This is a genomic window from Paraburkholderia sp. BGA-UO-ETr-F12, assembly GCF_059567945.1.
Window position 1 is genome coordinate 47,822 of record NZ_JCAQOZ010000030.1, and the last position, 25,645, is coordinate 73,466.

Sequence of the window (25,645 nt, forward strand, 5' to 3'; positions counted from 1 at the left end):
AACGAACGGTGTATGCAGTAACGGATCCGGCGCGCAGCGGGCTCGCTGCGCGCCATTCATCCGCCGATTAGCTGTCGCTGGGACCGGGTTTCGCCGACGGGTCGCTGCGTAGACGCTGTTGCGTCACGTCGCGTCCCACGGCAAGACGCCGCATATATTTGAAGGTGCCGAGCGCCTTGGCGACGAAGTGGCCCTCGCTATCGCGGATCTCGCCTTCGCAATAGGCCATGGTGGTCGAGCGATGCAGCACGCGGCCGGTGGCGCGCAATTCGCCGCGGCCCGGCTGCATGAAGTTGACCTTCATCTCGACAGTGACGACGCCAATACCGTCGCCGGCCAGGCTGCGCGCGGCCATCGCGAGCGCGACGTCGGCAAGCGTCATGGTTACGCCGCCGTGCGCAACGTCCCACGTGTTCATGTGGTCGTGCTGCAGCGGCAACACGATTTCGCTGACGCCGTCGGCAACCGAGACGAGTTGCGCGCCCAACCGGTCGACGAACGGGCTTTCGGGCAGCGACGCAGCGCCCGCTTTAGATGAAGATGATTCGGTCATTGCTGATTTCAGATTCCGTAGTCGGCGCATTCGCCCGACGCACGCGGTGCGCCTGAAGTGAATATCCGCGGGTTTCGGGCTGCCCGGACGTGCGCTCGACGGCGCACACGTGCAGCAGGAAATGATAACCGCTATGGGGTTCGCGCATGCGCCGCCATCCGTGCCGCCAGCCGCCCCAAACTGCGCACCGCTTCGTCGGCCCGGTCGAGATCCGTACTCGGGCAACTGAGGCGAATGAAATGATCGAAGCGCCCTGCGTTCGAAAACACCGTACCCGGCATCACGCGAATGCCTTCGTCCAACGCCGCTTCGAAAAAAGCGGAGGACGACACGTGACGCGGCAACTCGATCCAGTAGAACATCCCGCCGCCCGGTGGCGTGAAGCGCGTTCCGTCAGGGAACGATGCGGCGATCGCCGCGGCCATACGTTCGCGCTGAATCCGCAGCCGGTCGCGCAAACGCCGCAAATGCCGCTCATACGCATTCGTTTCCAGAAATTCGGCGAGCACGACTTGCGACAACTGCTCGTTATGGCGCGACTGCGTGAACTTCAGCATGGCGACGCGCCGATGCCAGCGTCCGCCGTTGATCCAGCCGACCCGCATGCCGGGCGCGAGCGTTTTGTTGAACGACGTGCAATGGATCACCGTGCCGTCGGTGTCCCAGGACTTCAACGACCTGGGCGGCTGAGCAGTGTCGACCAATTCGCGGTAGGGATCGTCTTCGATCAGCGCAATGCCGGCACGCGAACACAGTTCGACGAGCCGGGCCTTGTGCGTGTCGGGCATGACGCTGCCGAGCGGATTCTGCAGATTCGGCACGACCACCACCGTCCTGATATCCGGATGCGTTTGCAGCGCGAACGCCAGCGCTTCGACGGCGATGCCGGTGGTCGGGCTGGCCGGGATTTCGAGCGCCCGCAGGCCGAGGCTTTCGAGCACCTGCAGCAAGCCGAAGAAGCACGGCGATTCCACCGCGACCGTGTCGCCCGGCTGCGTTACGGCGCGCAAGGCCAGGTTCACGGCTTCGATGCCGCCGTGGGTCATGATCACGTCGTCCGCGCCGATCTGAATGCCGACGTCGAGCGCGCGGCGCGCAATGATCGCGCGCAATTCGGGATCGCCCTGATCGTGGCCGGCCGTGGTCAGCAAGGTCGGCCGGCGGCGCAATGCGCGCAACGCGGCTTTTTGCAAGGCATCCGTGGGGTAAAGGTCGGGCGACGCAGTCGAGCCGCCGAGATTCAACGCGTCGGGATAGCGCTGGAATTTCGACACGATCGCGGAAATCGCCGAATGGATGCCGACGAACTGCGCGGCGCCGGGGGCGGCCGCGAGATCCGGCTCGGTGGCGGCCGGCAACGTAGCCGCTTGCCGGGCGCGCACAAAGTAACCGGCGCGTGGCCGGGCGTCGATGAGCGCGTCGCGTTCCAGCGTGCGATAACTTTCGGTCGCCGTCGCGAGGCTCACGCCGTGCCGCTGCATGAACGCGCGCATCGACGGCATGCGGTCGCCGGGACGCAGCACGCCTTTATCGATCGCATGGCGGTATTGGTCGGCCAGTTGGCGGTAGAGGGGACGGCCATCCGTGGGGCGGCCATCCGCGGGGCGGCCATCCGCAGGGCTGCCGTCCACGCGCTGTTCCTCCAGCGGCAAAACCGCTGTCGGCGCCTCGGGCATGGAAAGAGAAGAGTTCATGAACCGATGGTGCGGACAGTTCGTGCGCGGCGACAGATACACATCGGCCTGATTCCAACCGATACAGCACACTGAAACCTCGCTTTGTACCGGTTCACATAGTCCATTGCTGCGCCTGTTTTCACGTGGACGAACTCAATAAGCTTTGTGGCATGGAAACGGTTTAAAGGAGTCGATCATGCCCGCTGCAGCACCTCGCCCCGATTTGTCCCGCGCTGCCGCCACCTGCCGCGTCGCGGCCGGCCAGATGGCCGTACACAATCTGCGCGCACGCACCTCGATCGTGGCCGTCGAAGGCGATCTGCAACTCGACTTCCGCGATCACGCCCTCGCGTGGCTCGGCGATACCGTCCCGCTCACCTCGCTCGCGCTGCACGAAGGCGAATGCTATGTCACGCCACAGCGTGGCGTCGTAACGATCAGCACCACGGATGCGCGATCCGCGGTGTTCGCCGTCCAGCCGTGCCGCGCCGAAAACGAGTGGCTCGCTTACCTCATTCAAGCCGGGCGCAATCTGGCGCGCCTCGTCAAAACGCGACTGCGGCGCGCCATCTGATACATCCCTACCGGTGCGTGACCGGGGCGCTCTGCCCGGTCACGCGCCTGATCACACCACTTCAAACAAACCTGCCGCGCCCTGGCCGCCACCGATACACATCGTCACGACGACCAGCTTCGCGCCACGCCGCTTACCTTCGATCAACGCGTGGCCGGTCAGGCGCGCGCCCGATACGCCATACGGATGGCCCACCGCGATCGCGCCGCCGTTAACATTCAGACGGTCGTGCGGAATGCCGAGCTTGTCGGCGCAATACAGCACCTGCACCGCGAACGCTTCGTTCAGCTCCCACAGGTCGATATCTTCGACCTTCAGGCCGGCCTGCTTGAGCAGTTTCGGCACGGCGAACACCGGGCCGATGCCCATCTCGTCCGGCTCGCAACCGGCCACCGCGAAGCCGCGGAAAATACCGAGCGGTTGCAGACCTTCGCGCTCCGCAACTTTCGCGTTCATCACGACACAAGCCGACGCGCCGTCCGAGAACTGGCTCGCATTGCCTGCCGTAATCACGCCGCCGGGCATCGCGGTGCGAATCTTCGACACACCTTCGAGCGTCGTGTCGGCACGAATGCCTTCGTCGGCGCTGACTGTCACTTCCTTCGTGAAGAGACGCCCGCTCGCTTTGTCGGCGACGCCGGCCAGCACCGTCAGCGGCACGATCTCGTCCTTGAACTTGCCGGCTTCGAGCGCGGCCGCGGCGCGCTGTTGCGAGCGCACCCCGTACTCGTCCTGACGTTCCTTCGAGATCGAGTAGCGCTTCGCGACGTTCTCGGCGGTCTGCAGCATCGACCAGTAGATTTCCGGCTTGTTCTTGCTGAGCCAGCCTTCGGCCATCATGTGGCGATTCATCTCGTTCTGCACGCACGAGATCGACTCCACGCCACCCGCGACGAATACATCGCCCTCACCGGCGATCACGCGTTGCGCGGCCAGCGCGATCGTCTGCAAACCGGACGAGCAGAAGCGGTTCACCGTCATGCCCGGCACGCTGACCGGCAAACCGGCGCGCAGTGCGATCTGGCGCGCGATGTTGGCGCCCGTCGCGCCTTCCGGATTCGCGCAGCCCATGATCACGTCTTCGATGCGCGCCGGGTCCAGCTTCGCGCGCTCGACGGCGGCCTGCGTCACATGCCCGCCGAGCGTCGCGCCGTGCGTCATGTTGAAACCGCCGCGCCATGATTTGGCCAGGCCCGTGCGGGCGGTGGATACGATTACGGCATCAGTCATGCATCTCTCCTGTGTCGACCCGAGTTAGCGCTTTAGCTGTCGACCCGAGTTGGCGCTTTAGCGCTTACTCGGGTCCCATGCAAAGCTCTTACTCGGGTCCCATGCCAGTTGGCTGGTCCTTCCAGATGTTGATGGTGGGCGCGCCGGCGGATCGCTCGGTCGCCCCACTTCACTCATTTCAGTCGTTCGCTCGTTGAGCCCGAGCGGCGGCGCTTCAGCCGTTGAACCCACGGCCCTTGGCCGCCAGCTCCGCGATGCTCGGCGCCAGTTGCCACGCGTCGCCATTCGGCCGCGACGCATAGCGGCGAATCGCACGCTCGACGTTGTAGAGGCCGACCGTATCCGCGTACAGCATCGGGCCGCCGCGATAGAGCGGGAAGCCGTAGCCGGTCAGATAGACCATGTCGATATCCGACGCCTTCGACGCAATGCCTTCCTCGAGAATCTTCGCGCCTTCATTGACGAGCGCGAACACGAGACGCTCGACGATTTCCTCGTCGCTGATCTTGCGGCGCTCCGCGTTGGTTTCCTTCGAGAACGCTGCGATCATGTCGTCGACCACTTTCGACGGATACGCAGTACGGTCCCCCGCCTTGTAGTCGTACCAGCCACCGCCGGTCTTCTGCCCGAAGCGGCCGGTCTCGCACAGACGGTCGGCAATCTTCGAGTAGTGCATGTCGGGATGTTCCTGATAGCGGCGCTTGCGAATCGCCCAGCCGATGTCGTTGCCGGCCAGGTCGCTCATGCGGAACGGGCCCATCGCAAAGCCGAACTTCTCGATTGCCTTGTCCACCTGCGCGGGCAATGCGCCTTCTTCGAGCATGAAGAGCGCCTGGCGGATGTACTGCTCGATCATCCGGTTGCCGATGAAGCCGTCGCACACGCCCGAGACCACCGCGGTTTTCTTGATCTTCTTTGCGAGCTTCATGACGGTGGCGAGCACGTCTTTCGCCGTGGCCTTGCCGCGCACCACTTCGAGCAGCTTCATCACGTTGGCCGGGCTGAAGAAGTGCATGCCGACCACGTCTTGCGGGCGCTTCGTGAAAGCGGCGATCTTGTCGACATCCAGCGTCGACGTGTTCGACGCGAGGATCGCATCGGGTTTCGCTACTTCGTCCAGACGCTTGAACACCTGCTCCTTGACGCCGAGTTCTTCGAACACCGCTTCGACGATCAGGTCGGCGTTTTTCAGATCGTCGTAGGAAAGTGTCGGCGTGATCAAGGCCATGCGCTGTTCCAGCGCTTCGGGCTTGAGCTTGCCCTTCTTGACGGTGGCTTCGTAATTCTTGCGGATCGTGGCGAGACCGCGATCGAGTGCTTCCTGCTTCGTTTCCAGCAGCGTGACCGGAATGCCGGCGTTGATGAAGTTCATCGCGATGCCGCCGCCCATCGTGCCGGCGCCGATCACGGCCACCTGCTTGATGTCGCGCACCGGCGTATCCGCCGGCACATCGGGAATCTTGCTCGCCGCGCGTTCGCCGAAGAATGCGTGACGCAGTGCGTGGCTTTCCGGCGTTTGCACGAGCGCGACGAAGCATTCGCGTTCGAACGCGAGGCCCTTGTCGAAACCGTTCTGCACGCCCGCTTCCACGGCGTCGATACACTTCAGCGGAGCCGGGAAATTCTTCGCCATCGCGGCAACCGTATTGCGCGCGAACTGGATGAAACCGGCGGCATTCGGATGCTCGATCTTGCGGTCGCGCACCTTCGGATGCGGGCCGGCCTGTGCCCCGACCTTGCGGGCAAACGCGAGCGCCGCTTCAGCCAGATCGCCTTCCACGACCTGGTCGAACAGACCCGAATCGGCCAGCTTCTCCGAAATCACCGGCGCGCCGGAGACGATCATGTTGAGCGCGGCTTCAAGGCCAATTGCGCGCGGCAGACGCTGCGTGCCGCCCGCGCCCGGCAGGATGCCGAGCTTCACTTCCGGCAGCGCGATCTGCGCGCCAGGTGCGGCGATGCGGTAATGCGCGCCGAGCGCAAGTTCAAGGCCGCCGCCCATGGCAACGCTATGAATCGCGGCGACAACCGGCTTGGCGCTCCCTTCGACGGCCTTGATGACCGTGTGGAGGGTCGGCTCCTGGGTCGCCTTCGGCGTGTTGAATTCAGTGATATCGGCGCCGCCAGAAAAGGCTTTGCCGGCGCCCGTCAGCACGATCGCCTTGATGGCCGGGTCGTTCTGCGCGCGCTCGATCCCTTCGACGATACCGGCTCGCGTCGAAAGGCCGAGGCCGTTTACGGGGGGATTGTTCAGCGTAATGACGGCCACGCCATCATGAGTTGTGTAGTCCACTGCCATCTGCCTGCCTCCGTGCGATGAGGCGGCGCATGACGCGCCGCCCGTCCGGGATTATCGAGTCGGCTCATAGTCCGACTTTAGCGCCGATTCCCCGGGGTCAGCAGGCAGAATACACAAAAAAGCACGCTCGTTCAATTTATCGTTAGGCGGGGTTTCCCCTGGCAGGCGGAGTCAGCGGGCAATCCTTTTCGTCTTCGAGCGCGGACGGCAGCACGTGGTCGCGAAAAATGTCGCGCAGCTTGAGCTTTTGCAGCTTGCCGGTGGCCGTGTGCGGCAACTCGTCGACGAAAACGACGTCGTCGGGAATCCACCATTTCGCCACCTTGCCGTCGTAGAAGGCGAGCAACTCCTCGCGCGTCACGTCGAAACCCGCCCGCTTGACCACCACCAGCAGCGGCCGCTCGGTCCATTTCGGATGCGCGCAGGCAATGCACGCGGCCTCGGCCACCGCTGGATGCGCGATCGCGACGTTCTCGATGTCGATCGAACTGATCCACTCACCGCCCGACTTGATCACATCTTTCGAGCGATCCGTGATGTGCAGGAAGCTGTCGCGGTCGATGGTGGCGACGTCGCCGGTCGGGAACCAGCCGTCCACGAGCGGCGACTCGTCCTTGCGGAAATACCGGTCGATCACCCACGGACCGCGCACGTGCAGATCGCCGAACGCCACGCCGTCCCACGGCAGATCGCGTCCGTCTTCGCCGACGATCTTCATATCGACGCCATACAGCACATGGCCCTGCTTTTCGAGCAGTTTGCGCTGCTCCTCCAGCGGACGCTGACTCTGTTCCCACGTCAGTTTCGACAGGGTGCCGAGCGGCGACATTTCCGTCATGCCCCATGCATGGATCACCTGCACGCCGTACTCGTCCTCGAAGGTTCGCAGCATGGCCGGTGGGCATGCCGAGCCGCCGATCACCGTGCGATTGAGCGAGGAGAAGCGCACCTTGGCTTCGCGCAGATAGTTGAGCAGGCCGAGCCACACGGTCGGCACGCCGGCCGAATAGGTGACGCGCTCGCTTTCCATCAATTCATACAGCGACTTGCCGTCGAGATCCTTGCCGGGGAAAACCAGCTTGGCGCCGGTCAGCGGCGCGGAGTGCGGAATACCCCACGCGTTCACATGAAACATCGGCACGACCGGCAGCACGGAGTCGCGCGCGGACAGGCTCATCGCATCGGGCAGCGCCGCGCCGAACGCATGCAGCACCGTCGAACGATGCGAATACAGCGCGCCTTTCGGATTGCCGGTGGTGCCGGACGTATAGCAGAGATAAGAGGCCTGACGTTCGTCGATGGCCGGCCAGTCGTAGTGGCCATTCTGGGCGTCCAGCAAGGTTTCGTAGCTCAGCACCGGCGTTTGCATCTTCGGCAGATGCGCTTCGTCGGCCAGCGCGATCCAGCCGCGCACTTTGGGGCATTGCGGCGCGAGCGCGTCGACGAGCGGTGCGAACGTGGTGTCGAACAGCACGTAGGCGTCGTCGGCGTGGTTGACGATATAGGCGATCTGATCGGGAAAGAGGCGCGGGTTGATCGTGTGGCAGACGGCGCCGAAGCCGGTCGTGCCGTAATACGCTTCCAGATGCCGGTAGCCGTTCCAGGCCAGCGTGGCCACCCGCTCGCCGGGCTCGACACCGAGCGCGATCAGCGCCTGCGCCAGCTGCTTCGCGCGCTTTTCACAGTCGCGATAGGTATAGCGATGCACGTCGCCTTCGATGCGTCGCGACACGATCTCGGTGTCGCCGAAATGCCGCGCGGCATGCGCGAGCAACGAGGACACGGTGAGCGGCACGTCCATCATCTGGCCAAGCAGCGGCGTCGTCATAAAGAGAGGTCTCCTCGCCTTGTGTGCTTCATTGGGGTTACTGTTCGAGGCCGCGCGGCACGTTCCGGAACGGTGCGGGCGCGCTCCGGCAGGAGACGCCCGGCACGCGAGCGGCATGGGGCGAAAGGCCGGCCAGCAGCGCCGCGGGCGCGGACTTACAATATCGGTTAATCCAGAGGCGCTCAACATGTCGTTTTCCCCAAGCATTGCAGGGTTATCCGAGCCTTTATCGGCTCTTTCCAACGCACTTACCGCCTCGCCCGAAAGCGCGTTCGCGCGCCTCGGCAGCGTGTTTCTGACCCGCCTGCCGGCGGCGCCGCTCAGCGCACCCTACGTGGTCGGGTTCTCCGAAGAAACCGCTGCGTTGCTCGGCTTAGAGCCCGGACTCCAGAACGATCCGGGCTTCGCCGAACTGTTCTCCGGCAACGCCACACGCGAATGGCCCGCCGAAGCGCTGCCGTATGCATCGGTGTATTCGGGGCATCAGTTCGGGGTGTGGGCCGGCCAGCTCGGCGACGGCCGCGCGCTCGGTCTCGGCGAAGTCGAGCACGACGGCCAGCGCTTCGAGCTGCAGCTCAAAGGCGCGGGCCGCACGCCCTATTCGCGCATGGGCGACGGCCGCGCCGTCCTGCGCTCGTCGATTCGCGAATATCTGTGTTCGGAAGCGATGCATCACCTCGGCATTCCGACCACGCGCGCGCTGTGCGTGATCGGTTCCGACCAGCCGGTGCGCCGCGAAGAAGTCGAAACCGCGGCAGTCGTCACGCGCGTGGCGCCGAGTTTCGTACGCTTCGGGCACTTCGAGCATTTCTATTCGAACGATCGCGTCGACGCACTGCGCGCCCTCGCCGACCATGTGATCGATCGCTTCTATCCGCATTGCCGCGAAACCGGCGATCCGTATCTCGCGCTGCTGAACGAAGCGGTGCTGTCCACGGCCGATCTGATGGTCGAATGGCAAGCTGTCGGCTTCTGCCATGGCGTGATGAATACCGACAACATGTCGATCCTCGGTCTCACGATCGACTACGGCCCATTCGGCTTCATGGACGGCTTCGACGCCGGCTACATCTGCAATCACTCGGATTCGCAAGGCCGTTACGCGTACAAGATGCAGCCGCAGATCGCCTACTGGAACCTCTTCTGCCTCGCGCAAGGCCTGTTGCCACTATTGGGTGAGCAGCATGAGGAGAGCGTGCGCGGCGACAAGGCGATCGAAGACGCGCAACGCGTGCTCGGCGGCTTCAAGGAACGTTTCGCGCCGGCGCTGGAACAACGCATGCGCGCCAAGCTTGGCCTGGAAACCGAACGCGACGGCGACGACACGCTGGTCAACCGTCTGTTCGAAGTGATGCACGCCAACCGCGCGGATTTCACGCTGACGTTCCGCAATCTGGCGCGTATTTCCCGGCACGACGCAAGCGGCGACGCATCCGTGCGCGATCTGTTTCTCGACCGCGCCGCGTTCGACGCGTGGGTGAACGACTACCGCGCGCGTTTGTCCCATGAAACACGCGACGACGCCGCGCGCGCCATTGCAATGAACCGTGTCAACCCCAAATTCGTACTTCGCAATCATCTGGCGGAAACGGCGATCCGCCGGGCGAAAGAGAAGGATTTCTCCGAAGTGGAACGTTTGGCCGCCGTGCTGCGCCGCCCGTTCGACGAGCAACCGGAGAACGAAGCGTATGCGGGGCTGCCGCCTGATTGGGCCAGTTCGCTGGAAGTGAGCTGCTCTTCGTGACGAGCCCCAAAAACAATCTCGAGACAGGAACCCCGACCATGAACAAACCCGACGACCTCAACAGCGGCGCGCCCGCCGTGCAGAAAGACGACGCCGAATGGCGCAAACAGCTCTCAGACATCGAATATCAGGTGACGCGCCACGCGGCCACCGAGCGCCCCTTTACCGGCCGCTATCACGATCACTGGGACCGCGGCGTCTATGATTGCGTCTGCTGCGGCACGCCGCTGTTCGAATCGGACACCAAGTTCGACGCCGGTTGCGGCTGGCCGAGCTACTTCAAGCCGATCAACGGCGAGGTGATCGCCGAAAAAACCGACCGCTCGCACGGCATGCTGCGCATCGAGGTGCAGTGCAAGAACTGCGGCGCGCACCTGGGTCACGTATTCGAAGACGGTCCGGCGCCGACCGGTCTGCGTTACTGCATCAATTCGGCTGCGTTACAATTCGAGCCCAAGTAACGCAGCGCGGAGTTCGGCGCGTTGCCGGCCGGCGTCTGTCATGAAACGCCAGCCGGTGGCGGCTCCCTTCATCCGGCTTGCGCACCGATCAACGCAGCGGTCAACGCGGCGCTTACCCGGCACGGCAATCCTGCTACGAATGGCGCAACGCGCCGCTCCGGGCTGCCGCGGCGGGTTTGCGCCGCATTCCCCGCCACCGGGCGCCCCGCGCCGCGTCCCCGTTCCTTCGACCCATTCTCCGTATTCCCGACCAGATAATGAAATTCCTGTTCGATCTGTTCCCGATCATCCTGTTTTTCGTCGCCTTCAAGATATGGGGCATTTTCACGGCGACGGCAGTGGCGATCGTTGCCACGCTGGTGCAGATCGCGTGGGTGGCCTTCCGCCACCGCAAGGTCGACCCGATGCTGTGGGTGAGCCTCGGCGTCGTCACCGTATTCGGCGGCGCGACGCTCGTGCTGCACAACGACACCTTTATCAAATGGAAGCCGACCGTGCTGTACTGGGCGTTTTCGGTCGCGCTGGTCGTCTCGCAACTCGCCTTCAACAAGAATCTGATCGAAGCGATGATGGGCAAGCAGATCACGCTGCCGCACGCGATCTGGGGCAAGCTGAATATCGTCTGGGCGATTTTCTTCGTACTGCTGGGCCTGGTGAATCTGTTCGTCGCGTACAACTACACGACCGATCAGTGGGTCAATTTCAAGCTGTTCGGCGCGACCGGGTGCCTGGTGGTGTTCATCGTCGGACAGAGTTTGTGGCTATCGAAGTACATGAAGGAAGAATGACATGACGAGCGATGTGTTCATGCACGCCACCACCGCCGAGCGCGCCGCGCTGATCGAGGCGCGCCTCACCACGGCGCTCGCGCCGGTTGCCTCGATCCAGATCACGGACGACAGCGCGCAGCACGCGGGCCATGCCGGCGCGTCTGCCGGCGGTCATTTTACCGTCACGATCGTGGCCGCCGCATTTGCCGGCAAGGCCCGCGTGGCGCGGCATCGCATGGTGTATGATGCGCTGGCCGATGCCATGCAGCGCGGCATTCACGCCCTTGCAATCACGGCGTATACGCCCGAAGAATTCGCTTTGTTGCCCCGCTAGGAAACCTTTCGATGACCTTGAAGAAAACCCGCCTTTGGGTATTGCTGGCTGCCTTTGCGGCCGCACCTGCATTCGCACAGAACATCGCCGTCGTAAACGGCACCCCGATTCCGAAATCGCGCGCCGACGCGTTGATCAATCAACTGGTACAACAAGGCAAGCAAGACTCGCCGCAGCTGCAAATGGCCGTGCGTGAAGAGTTGGTGAACCGCGAAATCCTGATGCAGGAAGCGCTGCGCCGCGGCCTGCCGAATCGGCCGGACGTCAAGGCGCAAATCGCCGTTGCACAGCAAACCGTCGTGCTGCGCGCGTTGATCGAAGACTTCGTGAAGAACAACACGCCGACCGACGCCGAAGTCACCGCGCGCTACAACGCGCTGGTCAAGGACGCGGGCGGCAAGGAATACCATCTGCACCACATCCTCGTGGACAACGAACAGCAAGCCAAGGATCTGATCGCGAAGATCAAGGGCGGCGCGAGCTTCGAAGACCTCGCCAAGCAATACTCGAAGGACCCGGGATCGGGCAAGAATGGCGGCGACCTGGACTGGTCGGACCCGAAGGCCTACGTGCCTGAATTCGCGGACGCGGCCACGCATCTGCAGAAGGGCCAGATGACCGACGCGCCGGTGCATACGCAATTCGGCTGGCACATCATCCGTGTCGACGACATTCGCGACGTCACGCCGCCGCCGCTCGAACAGGTGCGTCCGCAGATCGTGCAGCAGATTCAGCAGGAAAAGCTGCAGGCGTTCGAAGAAGGTCTGCGTAAGAACGCGAAGATCCAGTAAGCTTCTGGCTTGCTGCTTCAGAGCAAAAAAACCGCCCTCGGGCGGTTTTTTGTTTCTGCGGATTTCATGTGGGATTGCCGGCCCCTCGAGGGCACCGATATCAGTTGCGCAAAGCTCTGCTCATCTCCGCGAGCGGCATGGCAGCAATCGAGTCGAGCAGCCGGACTTCGCCGGCATTGGGCTGCGCGATCTCGTCGACCGCGCGCCGGGTGTCCGCCACCCTGGCGTCGACAGTGGCGAGCATCTCATCGAGCAATTTTTCCGCACCTTTTGGTTGGAGGCCAAGCTGTTCGCCGAATATCAGCATGTTCTTTCTGGAAATGTCCGCAAACTGGGTGGCCTCTCCAACCGGCATGGTCAGATCGCAGTGGGGCCAACGGTCCCGCTGATTCGGCTGGTAGGTCGGCGTATGGTAGACGACCGTGCTGACCAGATCGTAAAACGGCGCCAGCATGTAGCCTCGCGCACTCACGAAAAACGAGAGGTTTTTGAGGTGAGAATCCGCGTTGCCGATTAACACGTTGAAGACCGCCCAGCGGAACACATCTAGACGTGCCTTTGCCCGTGTGCCGGTTATTTCGATAGCATCCCTGAGTATCTGCGCCGTCGCGTTCCGATATTTGAAATGACGGTCGTAGTTCAACAGTTGCATTGCGTCGACCGTATGCAGGCGTCGAACCGGCTCTGCGCTCATATCACGATCGAAGCGGTCGATAACATAGCAGGCCGAGGGCACGCGCATGAAATGCGTAGACGGCACGCGCACGCCCATCGCTTGCGCAAGGCGCATGCAGAAAAATTCGTTGATCGCCGAATGAGGATAGCCTGTGCTTCGCATGTCAGGTTTGAGCAGATGCATCGACGGCTCATTGCCCACGGGCTCGGAAAGCTCGTAATTCGGTGCGTCACCTCGCAAGGACAGCAGCAGCTTTTGTTGGGCGCCCGCCGCGGACATGCGTTTGGGTGCGGTGGTGCTGAGCGCACGCTGCGGCATGGCCTGAATGCGAGCCTCCAGTTCCGCATATGACAAGGGCTGCAAACCGGCGGATGCCTCGCGCTCGCCCTCGGCGAGCAGCGTCAAGGCTCCTGCCGACTCCCGTCCGTAGTAGGCAAGCAGACCCCACGCATCGCTCGCATTGACTTTGGCTTCACGAGCAAGCGCCGTGCGCATCTCCTCTTCGGGCAAAAGATTGTCGAAGAACCATTGCACCGGCCTCTGGCTCGACCCGTCGACGAAAGGCCCGGCGTGTAGAGGAAAAGCAGGTGAAAGCGCGAATGCGTCTTCGCGGCCCAGCCAGTCCTCATCGTAGGTAAATGACCAGATGCCGCTGTCATCCCTCACGACGCCAACGCGCCGGCCATTCGCGTAGGCGACGAGCGTTCTAGCTGCCATGAACTGCTCGTCTGCGCTTGGGGGCCTTGGCGGCCAGGGCCGGAGGAATATCGACGGAAACCTGCGCGCGCAGCGTGATGCCCAGTTCGCCAAGAAGGTGGAGCACCTTGCCAATCTGGGCGGTCGGCTTACCCGCCTCGATGTGCGTAATGAATTTTGGAGACAGGCCGGTGGCGATGGCGACGTCGTCGCGCGTCAACCCTTGTGCGAGCCTCGATGCCCGCACAAGATCGCCCAACTCCGTCATGCCGCTGATGTAAACCTCAGACTGACGCATTCTCTACCCCACCCGTTCGTACCCGCTCGGGAACATTATGCCAGAGATAGATCCAGGAGCCCAAGTTCGTACCCGACCGGGTACGAATCCTCGAATTGAAAAGTGCTATAGCCATTTCGTACCCGAGCGGATACGAGCGACACCAACCCTGCAAGTATCACGTTCACTCGTGCCTGATCGGATACGAAGAACACGAGAAGAACACGAACTGAACGTCGCCAATCTAATGGCAGCACCGCGGCGGTCCAGCACAGAAGCCGCCCGCTGTCGGCTGACGACAGCCGTCGTACCGGCAGACCGCCACGCCCGGATAACGCGGCGATCTGCATTACAACGCTATTAGCCCAGCCAGCGGCGGGCGTTCTGGAACACGCGCAGCCACGGGCTCGCGTCGGAATCGCCCTCGCCCCAGCCTTCCGGATGCCAGCTCATCTGCACCGCACGATGCACGCGCTCGGTGTGCGGCATCAGCACGGTGAAGCGGCCATCCGGCGTTGTGACCGAGGTGATGCCGTCCGGCGAACCGTTCGGGTTGAACGGATACTGCTCCGTTGCCTGACCACGGTGATCGACGAAGCGCATCGACACGTCGACCTTCGACGCATCGCCTTGCTGCGAAAAGTCCGCGTAACCCTCGCCGTGCGCGATCGCCACTGGAATGCGCGAGCCTTCCATGCCGGCAAAGAAGATCGACGGCGAAGCCTGCACTTCGACCAGCGAGAAGCGCGCTTCGAATTTCTCCGACTTGTTGCGCGTGAACTTCGGCCATGCTTCGGCGCCCGGAATCATCGACGCGAGGCTGCTCATCATCTGGCAGCCGTTGCAGATGCCCAGCGCAAACGTGTCTTCGCGGCCAAAGAACGCGGCAAACATATCGGCCAGTTGCGAGTTGAAGCGAATCGCCTTCGCCCAGCCTTCACCGGCACCCAGCGTGTCGCCGTACGAGAAACCACCGCACGCCACCGCGCCGGCGAAATCCGCCAGATTGGCGCGGCCGGCCAGCAGGTCACTCATGTGCACGTCGTGCGCGTCGAAACCGGCGCGATCGAATGCATAGGCCGTTTCGAGGTGCGAGTTCACGCCCTGCTCACGCAGGATCGCGACACGCGGACGGGCGCTCTTGCCAATGAACGGCGCAGCAACGTCTTGTGACGGATCGAACGTGAGAACCGGCGAGATGCCCGGATCAGCGGCGTCGGAAAGCGCATCGTATTCGGCATCTGCACAGGCCGGGTTGTCGCGCAGACGTGAAATACGCCAGCTCACTTCGCTCCACGCGCGATGCAATTCGGTACGCGGTGCTTCGTAGATCTTCTTGGCGTCGCGATAGATTTCGATCGTGTCGCGTTCATTGGTCTTGCCGATCACGTGCGAGCATGCCGACAGACCGTGTTCACGCAACGCGCCCAGCACCGCGTCGCGGTCTGCCGCGCGCACCTGAATCACCGCGCCGAGTTCTTCGTTGAAGAGCGCGCGGATCGTGCGGTCTTCACGACGGCCGCTGGTCTGCTTCGCCCAGTCTTTCGCGTCGCCGTAATCGGATTCGTGGTTCGGATCGAGCACCAGCATGTCGACGTTCAGCGACACGCCGACGTGACCCGCAAACGCCATTTCGCACACCGTCGCCCACAGGCCGCCATCCGAGCGGTCGTGGTACGCAAGCAGCTTGCCGTCGCTATTGAGCGACTGGATCGCAGTGAAGAAACGCTTGAGATCTTCCGGATCGTCGACATCCGGCACCGTATCGCCGACCTGCTGCGTAACTTGCGCGAGGATACTGCCGCCCAGACGATGCTTGGCGCGGCCAAGGTCGATCGCGATCAGCACAGAATCGCCCACCTCATTCGCGCGGCGCAGTTGCGGCGTGAGGTGGCGGCGCACGTCTTCGACCGGGGCGAACGCCGAGATGATCAGCGAGACCGGCGCGACGACTTCCTTCGCCACGCCACGGTCTTCCCACTTGGTGCGCATGGACAGCGAATCCTTGCCGACCGGAATGCTGATGCCGAGCGCCGGGCACAGCTCCATGCCAATCGCCTTGACCGTGTCGTACAGCGCGGCGTCTTCGCCCGCTGCGCCGCAGGCGGCCATCCAGTTCGCCGACAGCTTGAGCTTGTCGAGCGACGCGATCGGCGCCGCCGCGATATTGGTCACCGCCTCGCCGACCGCCATGCGGCCCGAGGCCGGCGCGTTGATCACGGCGAGCGGCGTGCGCTCGGCCATGGTCATCGCTTCGCCGCGGAAACCCGCGTAATCCATGGTCGTGATGGCGACGTCGGCCACCGGCACTTGCCACGGGCCGACCATCTGGTCACGCGCGGTCGTACCGCCCACCGAGCGGTCGCCGATCGTGATCAGGAACGACTTGCTGGCAACCGTGGGGTGCCGCAGCACGCTCACCGCGACCTCCGGCAACGCGATGCCGGTGACATCCACCGGTTCAAACTTCTGTTCGACGCGCTTCACGTCGCGATGCATGCGCGGCGCCTTGCCGAGCAGCACTTCCATCGGCATGTCGACCGGCTGGTGTACAGCGTCGCCATCCGCTTGCGAATCGATCACCTTCAACTGACGCTCGGCCGTGGCCGTGCCGACCACCGCGAACGGGCAACGCTCGCGCTCGCACATGGCTTTGAAGGCCGGCAGATCGGCCGGCGCAATCGCCAGAACGTAACGCTCCTGCGCCTCGTTCGACCAGATTTCGCGCGGCGACAAACCGCTCTCTTCCAGCTGGATCTTGCGCAGGTCGAAGATCGCGCCCTTGCCCGCACCATCCACCACTTCCGGGAACGCGTTCGACAACCCGCCCGCGCCCACGTCGTGAATGCTCAGAATCGGATTCTTCTCACCGAGTTGCCAGCACGCGTTAATCACTTCCTGCGCGCGGCGCTCGATTTCCGGATTGCCGCGCTGGACCGAGTCGAAATCGAGTTCGGCCGTGTTGGTGCCGGTCGCCATCGAACTGGCGGCGCCGCCGCCCATGCCGATGCGCATACCCGGACCGCCGATCTGGATCAGCAGCGAGCCTTCCGGCAGATCGTGCTTGTGCGTGTGTTGATCGGAGATATTGCCGATGCCGCCGGCGATCATGATCGGCTTGTGATAACCGCGCACCAGACCCGCGACGTTCTGCTCATAAGCGCGGAAATAGCCGCCCAGATTCGGACGGCCGAATTCGTTATTGAACGCGGCGCCGCCGAGCGGACCGTCGATCATGATTTGCAGCGGCGACGCGATACGGTCAGGACGGCCGTACGCTTCGAACTTGTCGTCCGGGTTCCGGTGCGCCAGCGGCTGGGCGGCGTCGCGCGCGTTTTCCCAGGCTTCCACGCCGTCCGGCAATTCCAGATTCGACACCGTAAAGCCCGCCAGACCCGCCTTCGGACGCGCACCGCGGCCGGTCGCGCCTTCGTCGCGGATTTCGCCGCCCGCGCCGGTCGAGGCGCCCGGGAACGGCGAGATCGCGGTGGGGTGATTGTGCGTTTCCACCTTCATCAAGGTGTGCGTCAGTTCAACGCCGCGGCGATAGTGCTCGGACAATTCGTTCGCGCCGAGCTCAGCCGGCGTGCGCGGGAACCAGCGCTCGGCCATGCCGCCCGCCATGATCGCCGAGTTATCCGAATACGCGACGATCGTGCCCTGCGGGTTCAGCTTCTCCGTGTTGCGGATCATGTTGAACAGCGAGATGTCCTGCTTCTCGCCGTCGATCGTCCATTCAGCGTTGAAAATCTTGTGACGGCAGTGCTCGCTGTTGGCCTGCGCGAACATCATCAGTTCGACGTCGGTCGGATTGCGGCCGAGTTTCGTGAAGGCGTCGACCAGGTAGTCGATTTCGTCGTCGGCGAGAGCGAGGCCCAGTTCGGTGTTCGCCGCTTCCAGCGCGCCACGGCCGTTGCTCAGCACGTCGACGGTTTGCAGCGGCTTGGCCGGCAGCTCGTCGAACAGATGCAACGCATGATCGCGCGAGGGCGCCACGCTTTCGGTCATGCGGTCGTGCAACGCCGCGGCGACGGCCGCACGGGCCTCATCTGAGAGCGCTTTCTTGCCGCCCAACAGACCGCTTTTCAGCGTGACCGTGTATTCGACCCCGCGTTCGATGCGGCGCACCTGCGTCAGGCCGCACAGGTGGGCAATATCGGTTGCCTTGCTGGCCCACGGCGACACGGTGCCGAAACGCGGCACCACGAGGAAAGTTTCAGCCGTGCCGCGCTCTTTGGTTTCTTCGAGCGGATCGCCGTAGTGCATCAGCGCTTCGATCTTCGCGTTGTCTTCCGCGGACAGCGGGGTTTGCGCGTTGACGAAGTGCAGATACTGCCCGCGCACGCCGGTGATGTTGGCGTCGATGCGCGTGAGCGTGTCGAGCAGGCGGGTTTGACGGAAATCGGAAAGGGCCGAAGCGCCGGGGAAACACGAGAAGTGGGCCATGGACTTGACGTTGCGTCGCTAATGATGCCGATGAGTGATGCCGATGAGTCGCGCGTGCAGGCGACGTGAGGCGGAAAGGAAGTCCGAGATTATACCCCGGGAACGGGCTTCCGACGGGCTTCGCACCAGGGTTTTGGTGGGGTTTGCGTGGTGGATCGGGCCGGCCGTGGCGGCGCTTCGGCGTAGCGCTCGCGTGGCAGAGCCATCCGTTTGACTGCTATCATTCGGCGTTTCACCAGATCGGCGCGAGCGGCCTGAGCAATGCCGGGCAGCGCGCCGCATGCCACGCTTAACGGGAACGCGGCGTTTCGGCGTCCCGCCGGCAAATCGAATCAGATATGGATGTCATCGTCATTGGCGGCGGGATTGTGGGCGTCGCCACCGCTTATCAACTGCGCGCGGCCGGCCACCGGGTATGCGTCGTCGAGCGCCACGCCACGGTCGCGCAAGGCGCGACCTATGGGCACGGCGGCACCGTGCTGCCGACCCCGCTCGACGTCTGGTTCGGCCCGACTTTCATGGCGAACCGCCAGGGCGCCAAAAACGGCGTGATCAGTAAGGCCGGCTTTAACGGGCCGGCACGTCAGTTCGTCAAGCAACTGGCCGCCTTGCAGGAGCCCGAGGCGTTCAGCCGTCAGTACGCGCGCCTGCGTCCGCTGATCGAGGCCTCGCGCGAGGCCATGGCCGATATCGAAGCGCGCTTCGGGCTGGAATTCGAACAGGCCAGCGGCCTCCTCTATCTGGTGCGTTCCGAGCAGGAATGGCAGCAGACCCAGACGGCGCTCGATCTGCTGCGCCAATACGAAGTCCCGCACCACGTGCTGACGCCGGCCGAATGCGCCGCGTTCGAGCATTCGGTACGGACCGAGCCGGAATTCGCCGGCGGGGTGCTGTTCGACCACGAGCGCACGGCCAACTGCCCGCTTTTCGCCAAACTGATCAAGCAAACGCTCGATACGCAAGGCGGCGTGCAATTCATGCTGGGCTGCGAGGTCTCGGCGATCCGCCTCGAAGGCCAGCGCGCCGCGGTGGAGCTGGCGCCACGGCCCGGCGCCGGTTCTGCCGCCGCACGTTCACGCGAAGTCGACCTGATCAACGCCGACGCAATCGTCGTCGCCGCCGGTTACGGCAGTCTGCCGCTGCTCGAGCGCCTGGGGTTGCGGCTGCCGCTGCATCCGTTGCGCCTGCATAACCTGGTGGCGCCCATCGCGCATGAGGAATGCGCGCCGCATGTGGCGATTGTGGACGCGGTCAAGCGGATTACGGTCAGCCGCATGAATCATCGCCTGCGGGTTGCGGGCGGCGCGGTTTTGCAAAGCGCCGCGCAGATCGACAAGCCGCTGGGCGAGGCGCTCACGAAAGAAGCGCTGGCGTTGCTGGGCCAGGCGACGCACGACTGGATCCCGGGCGCTGCGCGAATCTCCGCCGCCCTGCCGTGGGAAGGCGTAAAACTGCTGTCGCCGGACGGCTTGCCGGTGATCGGCAACGCGCTTCATCCGCGCCTGTTCGTGAATGCCGGCCATGGGCCTGCCGGTTGGGGCCTGGCATGCGGAGCGGGCAAACTGGTCGCCGACCTGATCTCGGGCAATACCCCCGAGGTCCCCGCCGACACCCTGGCGGCGCTGCGCGCGGACCGTTTCCAGTAAAAGGCGGACCCGCTCAGCAGCGGGTCCTTGCCAATACGATGCGCGCCCGACGCCTATCGGCACTACCATAGTGGCTCCTCAAGCTTCGTCGCCTTGTCCAAGGTGAACCCCAAGCCTCGCCATGACCGCGCCCGAATCCACGCCCCCGACCTTGATCAGCCCGCGCGACCGGGCCTTGCCGCTGCTCACGCTGACCGATCTGCGAATCCTTGAAAACCAGGCCGCGGCGACGCTGCCTGAGCACACGCTGATGTCGCGCGCCGGCAAAGCCGCCGCAAGCTACTTGCAGGAACAGATCAGCCGCGATACGTCGATCGAAAAATCGAAGCATAAGGTATGGATCGTGGCCGGCCCGGGCAACAACGGCGGCGACGCCCTGGTGATGGCCGCGGAGCTTCACCAGGCCGGCATCGCCGTCGACCTGTGCATGCCGCTTGAAGTCAAACCAGCCGACGCCCGCTGGGCGCTCGACATGGCCCGCGTGGCGGGCGTCGCCATGACCGCGGCGCCGCCGGCCTCGCTGGAAAGCTATACGTGGCTGGTGGACGGCATGTTCGGGATCGGCCTGACCCGCCCTCTGGAAGGCATCTTTGCGGGCATCGCCCGTCAACTGTCGCAACGCACCAAGGCAAAGCGGGCAAGAGGCGGCGTCCTTGCGCTCGACACACCCAGCGGTCTCGATACCGATACCGGCATGGTGATCGGCGGGCAGCGGGATCAGGACAAGGGCGGCAGCGCAAGCTCGAGCGATGCTTGCGCGGTGCATGCCACCCACACGATCACCTTTATCGGCGCGAAACCCGGTCTTTTCACCGCGCAGGGCCGCGATCTCGCCGGCCGGGTGACGGTGGCGCCGATCGGCGTCGACAGTAGCGCTCGCACGGCCGTGCAACTCAACGCGCCCGAGCTGTTCGCCGCCTTCCTGCCGGCACGCGACTTCGCCACCAACAAGGGTACGTTCGGCAGTCTCGCCGTGGTCGGCGGTGACACCGGCATGTGCGGCGCACCGATCCTCGCCGCGCGCGCGGCGCTTTATACCGGCGCGGGCAAAGTGCACGTTGCGTTGCTGGGCGACGGCGCCCCGCCTTACGATCCGCCGCATCCCGAACTGATGTTGCATGCAATCGACACGCTGCCGCTCGACAAGATGGATGCGCTCGCCGTCGGCTGCGGCATGGGTCAGCGCGATCGGGCCACACATGTCATGCACGACGTGCTGCCGCTCGACGTGCCTAAACTGTTCGACGCCGACGCACTCAATCTGATTTCCACCGACCCGTCGCTCGCCGCCGAAGTCACCGCGCGTGGCGTACAAGGCGACCCGTGCGTACTGACGCCGCATCCACTCGAAGCCGCGCGCCTGCTCGGCACCGACGCGCCGGGCGTGCAACGCGACCGCCTCGCCGCCGCGCGGGCACTGGCCGCGCGCTTCGCCGCCGTGATCGTGTTGAAAGGCACGGGCACCGTGATCGCCGCGCCGGACGGCCGCGTCGCGATCAATCCGACCGGCAATGCCGCACTGGCGACAGGCGGCACCGGCGACGTGCTCGGTGGCATCATCGGCGCGCTGCTCGCCCAGCATCTGCCGCGCTACGAAGCTGCGCTGGCGGGCGTCTATCTGCACGGCCTCGCCGCCGACACATTGAGCGCACAAGGCCACGGCCCAGCGGGTTTGACGGCAGGCGAACTCGCCCCGATGGTGCGGATGTTGCTAAACCGGATGTTCTATCCGGCGGCCGCTGAATAAACCAACCCGTCCCACAGTTTGCGTCGAGCGACTCAACACAGCCGAACCGCTGCCACCCCGCTGTCACCTGTCACGCAACGCCGCTATACTGACTAACTGCGCCGCGCGTCGGGTCATCGCGTGCTGCAGCGAGACTTCGGTGGCCGACTCGATTACGAGGCAGGCTCGCGAAGCTTCACGGCAGCGCATCGCGAACCCGGCCGCGCGGCATCGCTCTAACAGCATCGTTGCTTCATCCTCGGCAGCGCTTCACGCGCGCGCCATTCTTCGTGCCCCTTCGTTAGACGGACGCTATGACGCAGAACTCGCTCCCCTCCTGGTCCTCGCTGCAAACGCATTACGAAAAGATTCGCGATGCGCATATGCGCGACTGGTTCGCCCCCGCGAACGATCCCGCCCCTACCCGTGCTGAACGCTTCGCGTTCGCGGGCGGCGGTCTCGCGGCCGACTTCTCGAAGAACCGCATCACCGACGAAACCCTGAAACTGCTGGTACAACTCGCGCGCGAAGCCGGCGTCGAGAAACGCCGCGACGCGATGTTCGCGGGCGAAATCGTCAACCCGACCGAAGGCCGCGCCGCCTTGCATACCGCGCTGCGCGCCAACGATCCGAAAGCGCCGTTCCATGCTGAAATCCAGGCCGAACGCGCGAAGATGGCCGCGTTCGCCGACCAGGTGCGCAGCGGCGAGTGGACCGGCTATACGGGCAAGCGGATTCGCTACGTCGTGAATATCGGCATCGGCGGCTCGGATCTTGGGCCGAAGATGGTCGTGCACGCGCTGCATCATCTGGCCACGCCGGAGATCACCACGCACTTCGTGTCGAATGTGGACGGTGCGGACCTGTACAACGTGATGCAGATGATCGACCCGGAAGAAACGCTCGCAATCATCGTCTCCAAGACCTTCACCACGCTCGAAACGATGACCAACGCGCGCTCGCTGCGCGACTGGTTCATCGAGAAAGGCTGCCCGGAAAGCGCGCTGGCGAAGCACTTCGTCGGCGTGTCGGCGAACCCGGCCGAGGTGGTCAAGTTCGGCATCGCGAAAGAGAATGTGTTCGAGATGTGGGACTGGGTCGGCGGGCGTTACTCGCTGTGGTCGGCGGTGGGTCTTTCGATCATGATCGCGATCGGCCCGCAACAGTTCGACGAACTGCTGGCCGGCGCCAACGAGATGGACCAGCATTTCCGCGACGCGCCGCTCGAAAAGAACCTGCCCGTGCTGCTCGGCATGATCGGCATCTGGTATCGCAACTTCTTCGGCTCGCAAAGCTATCTGGTCGCGCCGTATTCGGAAGCGCTGCATTTCCTGCCCTCGTACCTGCAACAACTCGAGATGGAAAGCAACGGCAAGTCGGCGCGCCTCGATGGCGCGATGGTCGACTATCCGACTGCCGCCGTGACCTGGGGCGAACCGGGCACGAACGGCCAGCATGCGTTCTTCCAGATGCTGCACCAGGGCCCGACGATCGTGCCGATCGACTTCATCGCCGTATTGACGCCGGAGCATCCGCTCGTCAGCCATCACCCTAAGTTGCTGGCGAACTGCTTCGCGCAAAGCGAAGCTCTGATGCTCGGCCGCACGCTTGAAGAAGCGAAGAAGGTGGCCGGTGCCGACAAGCCTGAGCTGGCGCCGCACCTGGTATTTCCGGGCAACCGTCCGACCACGACGCTGCTCGTCGACGCGCTCACCGCGCGTTCGCTCGGCGCATTGATTGCGCTGTACGAGCATAAGGTGCTGGTGCAGGCGTCGGTATGGGACATCAATCCGTTCGATCAATGGGGCGTCGAGTTGGGCAAGATCCTCGGCAAGGTGGTCGAGGCGGATCTGACCTCGGCGAGCGTCGACGAGAAAAAGCATGATTCGTCGACCTCGGCATTGATCGCACGGGCACGTGCGGCGTTGAAGCGCTGAAAGCTTGACGCGTTCAGAGCGTTGAGATGAAAAGCGGGCCTTTGCGGCCCGCTTTTCATTCATCGACACCCAGGATGATCAGGCGAGGCGCCCCGCCTCGATCGTCACCGTCGTATCGCAACGGCGCGCGAGTTCGACGTCGTGCGTGACGAGAATCAGCGTGGCGCCGTTGGCGCGATTCATCTCGAACATCAAATCGATCACCGCGTGGCCGGTGGCCGCATCGAGACTGCCGGTCGGCTCGTCCGCGAACAGGATCGCCGGATGCGTGACGAAGGCACGCGCCAGCGCGACCCGTTGCTGTTCACCGCCCGACAGCAGCTTGGGATAGTGTCCCGTGCGTTTGGCGAGCCCCACCTGCTCAAGCAAGCCGCGCGCACGCGCCGCGGCTTCGCGCGTGCCGATGCCGCCTTGCAGTTCGAGCGGCAAGGTGACGTTTTCGAGCGCTGTCAAATGCGGCATCAATTGAAACGACTGGAACACGAAACCGACCGAGCCGCTGCGCAACGCGGCGCGCTCGTCTTCGTTCAGTTCGGTCAGTTCGCGACCGAGCAGCCGAACCGAGCCCGAACTCGCGCTGTCCAACCCTGCGAGCAAGCCGAGCAGCGTAGACTTGCCCGACCCGGATGCACCGACGATCGCCACACTGCTGCCGGCTTCGATAGCAAGATCGATGTCCTCGAGAATCGTCAGTTCGCCCGTTGCATCCTTAACCTTCTTGCACAAACCCCGCACTTCAATGACTGGATCAGTTTTGTTTAGCATGGTGAAGCGTAGGTTGAAAGTGCGCGCCGTAGCGCCTCGCGCGCCGGCGCTGACTACGGCATTCGGCTCGGCCGTGCTGGCCGCAACCCTGTTTTCGCTGCCCTTGCCAGCCTTTGCGGCCAACGCGCCGGAACAGGCCAAGCCGGTGATCGTCGTGCTCGGCGACAGCATCTCCGCCGAATACGGCTTGCCCCGCGACACTGGCTGGGTTGCCCTGATGCGCCAGCGTCTCACCGACGAGCGAATCGATTATAGCGTTGCCAACGCGAGCATCAGCGGCGACACCACGAGCGGCGGCCGGGCCCGCTTGCCGGCGCTTCTGCAGCGGCTCAAGCCGAGCATCGTGATCGTCGAGCTTGGCGCCAACGATGCCTTGCGCGGCGTGCCGCTCGCCACGACCGAAGACAATCTGCGCACGATCATCGAGCAGGCTCAACAAAGCCATGCGAAAGTCGTGCTGGTCGGCATGTATGTGCCACCCAATTACGGCCCCGACTACACGCAAAAGTTCCACGGCCTGTACGGCGAACTCTCGAAACAATTGCGCGTGCCGCTAGTGCCTTTCCTGCTCGCCGGCATCGCCGACAAACCGGAGATGTTCCAGGCGGATCAGGTCCATCCCACGCAGCAGGCACAGCCAATGCTGCTCAACAACGTGTGGCCGGCTGTCAAGCCACTCCTTCGCACAAGTTCGCCGCACTGAAAAGCTCGCTAACAACTTGTTTCCGGTAATTGGGGAACGCGGATCGGCAAAGTCGTTCTGACACTTTAGTAATCCCGCGTAACCCGGCTCGATTCCTGAGCGACTTCTGAGGAGATAACGTGAAATATTTACCGTTAATCGCTTTGACCGTGGCAATTTCTGCATGCGCCGCTCAACCGCCTGCGGGCGTTCAATCCGTCGGCGAAAGCCAGCAACCGCCGAAGGCCGTCGCTACCTGCATCGCGCAAAAGTGGGCCGATGGCTCGCAACAACAGGTGGTCTCGCAAGACACGCTGGCGAACGATCAGGCAGTGGACGTTTATGTGCCGGGCCAACAACCGCCTAACGGCGCGGCTGCGGTGGTACGGCCCTCGTACAAGGGATCGGGTTCGTGGGTCGGGTTCCGCGCCAATGGCGGTGCGGGCAGCGACGCGACCAGCTCGATCAGCGCTTGCCTTTGAGCCGGAGACGACTGAGCGCATGGCAAGCCGTGCTCAAGCCGTGCTCGTTCGC

21 protein-coding genes are annotated in these 25,645 nt (G+C 63.8%); 11 read left to right on the forward strand and 10 right to left on the reverse strand.

Translation table 11 applies throughout. From position 1 onward, the window contains the following. Positions 1-67: 67 nt before the first annotated feature. The 3 genes from AC57B6_RS14290 to AC57B6_RS14300 are packed head-to-tail and all read right to left on the reverse strand — an operon-like array spanning position 68 to position 2,247. Positions 68-553 (reverse strand): PaaI family thioesterase, encoded by a 486-nt coding sequence (locus tag AC57B6_RS14290; protein ID WP_028196567.1) that lies wholly within the window; start codon positions 551-553, stop codon positions 68-70. After that, complete coding sequence (locus AC57B6_RS14295; protein WP_162181291.1) at positions 531-701, reverse strand: hypothetical protein; 171 nt, start codon at positions 699-701, stop codon at positions 531-533. Before AC57B6_RS14295 ends, AC57B6_RS14290 begins: the two co-directional genes overlap by 23 nt. Continuing rightward, the gene (locus tag AC57B6_RS14300) at positions 685-2,247 is read right to left on the reverse strand and encodes an aminotransferase-like domain-containing protein (protein WP_496421567.1); all 1,563 of its coding nucleotides are present in this window, start codon (positions 2,245-2,247) and stop codon (positions 685-687) included. Before AC57B6_RS14300 ends, AC57B6_RS14295 begins: the two co-directional genes overlap by 17 nt. Before the next feature lie 178 nt (positions 2,248-2,425). Between AC57B6_RS14300 and AC57B6_RS14305 the strand changes: the two genes are divergently transcribed. Next, entirely contained in the window at positions 2,426-2,803 is a 378-nt protein-coding gene (locus AC57B6_RS14305) for a hypothetical protein (RefSeq protein WP_496421568.1), read from the forward strand. A 51-nt stretch (positions 2,804-2,854) separates the two neighbouring features. On the opposite strand, the gene AC57B6_RS14310 is transcribed toward AC57B6_RS14305, so the two are convergent. The 3 genes from AC57B6_RS14310 to AC57B6_RS14320 all read right to left on the reverse strand — a co-directional run bounded on the left by AC57B6_RS14310 (position 2,855) and on the right by AC57B6_RS14320 (position 8,160). After that, positions 2,855-4,033: an acetyl-CoA C-acyltransferase gene (locus tag AC57B6_RS14310; protein ID WP_028196570.1), complete on the reverse strand. Its 1,179-nt coding sequence runs from the start codon at positions 4,031-4,033 to the stop codon at positions 2,855-2,857. 214 nt (positions 4,034-4,247) lie between these two features. Next, a complete protein-coding gene (locus tag AC57B6_RS14315) occupies positions 4,248-6,332 on the reverse strand; it encodes a 3-hydroxyacyl-CoA dehydrogenase NAD-binding domain-containing protein (RefSeq protein ID WP_496421569.1) in 2,085 nt (694 codons plus the stop codon). A 142-nt stretch (positions 6,333-6,474) separates the two neighbouring features. Further along, the gene (locus AC57B6_RS14320) at positions 6,475-8,160 is read right to left on the reverse strand and encodes a 3-(methylthio)propionyl-CoA ligase (protein ID WP_454805776.1); all 1,686 of its coding nucleotides are present in this window, start codon (positions 8,158-8,160) and stop codon (positions 6,475-6,477) included. Between the two features lie 187 nt (positions 8,161-8,347). On the opposite strand from AC57B6_RS14320, the gene AC57B6_RS14325 reads away from it, so the two are divergent. From AC57B6_RS14325 to AC57B6_RS14345, 5 genes are all read left to right on the forward strand, one after another. Continuing rightward, positions 8,348-9,904 (forward strand): protein adenylyltransferase SelO, encoded by a 1,557-nt coding sequence (locus AC57B6_RS14325; protein ID WP_496421570.1) that lies wholly within the window; start codon positions 8,348-8,350, stop codon positions 9,902-9,904. Positions 9,905-9,942: 38 nt separating this feature from the next. Beyond that, positions 9,943-10,365 (forward strand): peptide-methionine (R)-S-oxide reductase MsrB, encoded by a 423-nt coding sequence (gene msrB / locus AC57B6_RS14330; RefSeq protein WP_028196574.1) that lies wholly within the window; start codon positions 9,943-9,945, stop codon positions 10,363-10,365. Between the two features lie 257 nt (positions 10,366-10,622). Then, entirely contained in the window at positions 10,623-11,153 is a 531-nt protein-coding gene (locus tag AC57B6_RS14335) for a septation protein A (RefSeq protein WP_028196575.1), read from the forward strand. 1 nt (position 11,154) lies between these two features. After that, complete coding sequence (locus AC57B6_RS14340; protein WP_491563424.1) at positions 11,155-11,469, forward strand: BolA/IbaG family iron-sulfur metabolism protein; 315 nt, start codon at positions 11,155-11,157, stop codon at positions 11,467-11,469. A gap of 11 nt (positions 11,470-11,480) precedes the next feature. Next, positions 11,481-12,260, forward strand: coding sequence for a peptidylprolyl isomerase (locus AC57B6_RS14345; RefSeq protein WP_281665130.1), 780 nt, complete (start codon positions 11,481-11,483; stop codon positions 12,258-12,260). A gap of 100 nt (positions 12,261-12,360) precedes the next feature. On the opposite strand, the gene AC57B6_RS14350 is transcribed toward AC57B6_RS14345, so the two are convergent. The 3 genes from AC57B6_RS14350 to purL all read right to left on the reverse strand — a co-directional run bounded on the left by AC57B6_RS14350 (position 12,361) and on the right by purL (position 18,355). Beyond that, the gene (locus AC57B6_RS14350) at positions 12,361-13,653 is read right to left on the reverse strand and encodes a HipA domain-containing protein (protein ID WP_496421571.1); all 1,293 of its coding nucleotides are present in this window, start codon (positions 13,651-13,653) and stop codon (positions 12,361-12,363) included. Continuing rightward, on the reverse strand, positions 13,643-13,930 hold the full coding sequence (locus tag AC57B6_RS14355) for a helix-turn-helix domain-containing protein (protein ID WP_028196579.1): 288 nt from the start codon (positions 13,928-13,930) through the stop codon (positions 13,643-13,645). Before AC57B6_RS14355 ends, AC57B6_RS14350 begins: the two co-directional genes overlap by 11 nt. Positions 13,931-14,269: 339 nt before the next feature. Beyond that, positions 14,270-18,355 carry a phosphoribosylformylglycinamidine synthase gene (purL, locus tag AC57B6_RS14360; protein WP_496421572.1) on the reverse strand — a complete coding sequence of 1,362 codons (4,086 nt, stop codon included), beginning with the start codon at positions 18,353-18,355 and terminating at the stop codon, positions 14,270-14,272. Positions 18,356-18,693: 338 nt separating this feature from the next. On the opposite strand from purL, the gene AC57B6_RS14365 reads away from it, so the two are divergent. The 3 genes from AC57B6_RS14365 (at position 18,694) to pgi (ending at position 23,664) form a co-directional block, all read left to right on the forward strand. Further along, the gene (locus tag AC57B6_RS14365) at positions 18,694-20,001 is read left to right on the forward strand and encodes an FAD-dependent oxidoreductase (protein ID WP_496421573.1); all 1,308 of its coding nucleotides are present in this window, start codon (positions 18,694-18,696) and stop codon (positions 19,999-20,001) included. 121 nt (positions 20,002-20,122) lie between these two features. Beyond that, positions 20,123-21,748 (forward strand): NAD(P)H-hydrate dehydratase, encoded by a 1,626-nt coding sequence (locus AC57B6_RS14370; protein ID WP_496421574.1) that lies wholly within the window; start codon positions 20,123-20,125, stop codon positions 21,746-21,748. Positions 21,749-22,041: 293 nt separating this feature from the next. After that, positions 22,042-23,664 (forward strand): glucose-6-phosphate isomerase, encoded by a 1,623-nt coding sequence (gene pgi / locus AC57B6_RS14375; protein WP_252889257.1) that lies wholly within the window; start codon positions 22,042-22,044, stop codon positions 23,662-23,664. 78 nt (positions 23,665-23,742) lie between these two features. Here the strand turns inward: pgi and AC57B6_RS14380 are convergent, their stop codons facing one another. Then, positions 23,743-24,429 carry an ABC transporter ATP-binding protein gene (locus AC57B6_RS14380; protein WP_028196584.1) on the reverse strand — a complete coding sequence of 229 codons (687 nt, stop codon included), beginning with the start codon at positions 24,427-24,429 and terminating at the stop codon, positions 23,743-23,745. Here AC57B6_RS14380 and AC57B6_RS14385 point away from each other — a divergent pair. Beyond that, positions 24,428-25,132, forward strand: coding sequence for an arylesterase (locus tag AC57B6_RS14385; RefSeq protein WP_496421575.1), 705 nt, complete (start codon positions 24,428-24,430; stop codon positions 25,130-25,132). The genes AC57B6_RS14380 and AC57B6_RS14385 overlap by 2 nt on opposite strands. A 119-nt stretch (positions 25,133-25,251) precedes the next feature. Beyond that, positions 25,252-25,593: a hypothetical protein gene (locus tag AC57B6_RS14390; RefSeq protein ID WP_028196586.1), complete on the forward strand. Its 342-nt coding sequence runs from the start codon at positions 25,252-25,254 to the stop codon at positions 25,591-25,593. Positions 25,594-25,645 lie beyond the last annotated feature (52 nt).

Excerpts from the sequence above, each read along its gene's own strand:
- AC57B6_RS14305 (WP_496421568.1), top strand. The coding sequence starts at position 2,426 with ATGCCCGCTGCAGCACCTCGCCCCGATTTGTCCCGCGCTGCCGCCACC.
- purL (WP_496421572.1), bottom strand. The coding sequence starts at position 18,355 with ATGGCCCACTTCTCGTGTTTCCCCGGCGCTTCGGCCCTTTCCGATTTC.
- AC57B6_RS14325 (WP_496421570.1), top strand. The coding sequence starts at position 8,348 with ATGTCGTTTTCCCCAAGCATTGCAGGGTTATCCGAGCCTTTATCGGCT.
- AC57B6_RS14290 (WP_028196567.1), bottom strand. The coding sequence starts at position 553 with ATGACCGAATCATCTTCATCTAAAGCGGGCGCTGCGTCGCTGCCCGAA.
- AC57B6_RS14340 (WP_491563424.1), top strand. The coding sequence starts at position 11,155 with ATGACGAGCGATGTGTTCATGCACGCCACCACCGCCGAGCGCGCCGCG.
- AC57B6_RS14370 (WP_496421574.1), top strand. The coding sequence starts at position 20,123 with ATGACCGCGCCCGAATCCACGCCCCCGACCTTGATCAGCCCGCGCGAC.
- AC57B6_RS14320 (WP_454805776.1), bottom strand. The coding sequence starts at position 8,160 with ATGACGACGCCGCTGCTTGGCCAGATGATGGACGTGCCGCTCACCGTG.
- AC57B6_RS14380 (WP_028196584.1), bottom strand. The coding sequence starts at position 24,429 with ATGCTAAACAAAACTGATCCAGTCATTGAAGTGCGGGGTTTGTGCAAG.
- pgi (WP_252889257.1), top strand. The coding sequence starts at position 22,042 with ATGACGCAGAACTCGCTCCCCTCCTGGTCCTCGCTGCAAACGCATTAC.
- AC57B6_RS14315 (WP_496421569.1), bottom strand. The coding sequence starts at position 6,332 with ATGGCAGTGGACTACACAACTCATGATGGCGTGGCCGTCATTACGCTG.
- AC57B6_RS14355 (WP_028196579.1), bottom strand. The coding sequence starts at position 13,930 with ATGCGTCAGTCTGAGGTTTACATCAGCGGCATGACGGAGTTGGGCGAT.
- AC57B6_RS14300 (WP_496421567.1), bottom strand. The coding sequence starts at position 2,247 with ATGAACTCTTCTCTTTCCATGCCCGAGGCGCCGACAGCGGTTTTGCCG.
- AC57B6_RS14310 (WP_028196570.1), bottom strand. The coding sequence starts at position 4,033 with ATGACTGATGCCGTAATCGTATCCACCGCCCGCACGGGCCTGGCCAAA.
- AC57B6_RS14345 (WP_281665130.1), top strand. The coding sequence starts at position 11,481 with ATGACCTTGAAGAAAACCCGCCTTTGGGTATTGCTGGCTGCCTTTGCG.
- AC57B6_RS14350 (WP_496421571.1), bottom strand. The coding sequence starts at position 13,653 with ATGGCAGCTAGAACGCTCGTCGCCTACGCGAATGGCCGGCGCGTTGGC.
- AC57B6_RS14385 (WP_496421575.1), top strand. The coding sequence starts at position 24,428 with ATGGTGAAGCGTAGGTTGAAAGTGCGCGCCGTAGCGCCTCGCGCGCCG.
- msrB (WP_028196574.1), top strand. The coding sequence starts at position 9,943 with ATGAACAAACCCGACGACCTCAACAGCGGCGCGCCCGCCGTGCAGAAA.
- AC57B6_RS14335 (WP_028196575.1), top strand. The coding sequence starts at position 10,623 with ATGAAATTCCTGTTCGATCTGTTCCCGATCATCCTGTTTTTCGTCGCC.
- AC57B6_RS14365 (WP_496421573.1), top strand. The coding sequence starts at position 18,694 with ATGGATGTCATCGTCATTGGCGGCGGGATTGTGGGCGTCGCCACCGCT.
- AC57B6_RS14295 (WP_162181291.1), bottom strand. The coding sequence starts at position 701 with ATGCGCGAACCCCATAGCGGTTATCATTTCCTGCTGCACGTGTGCGCC.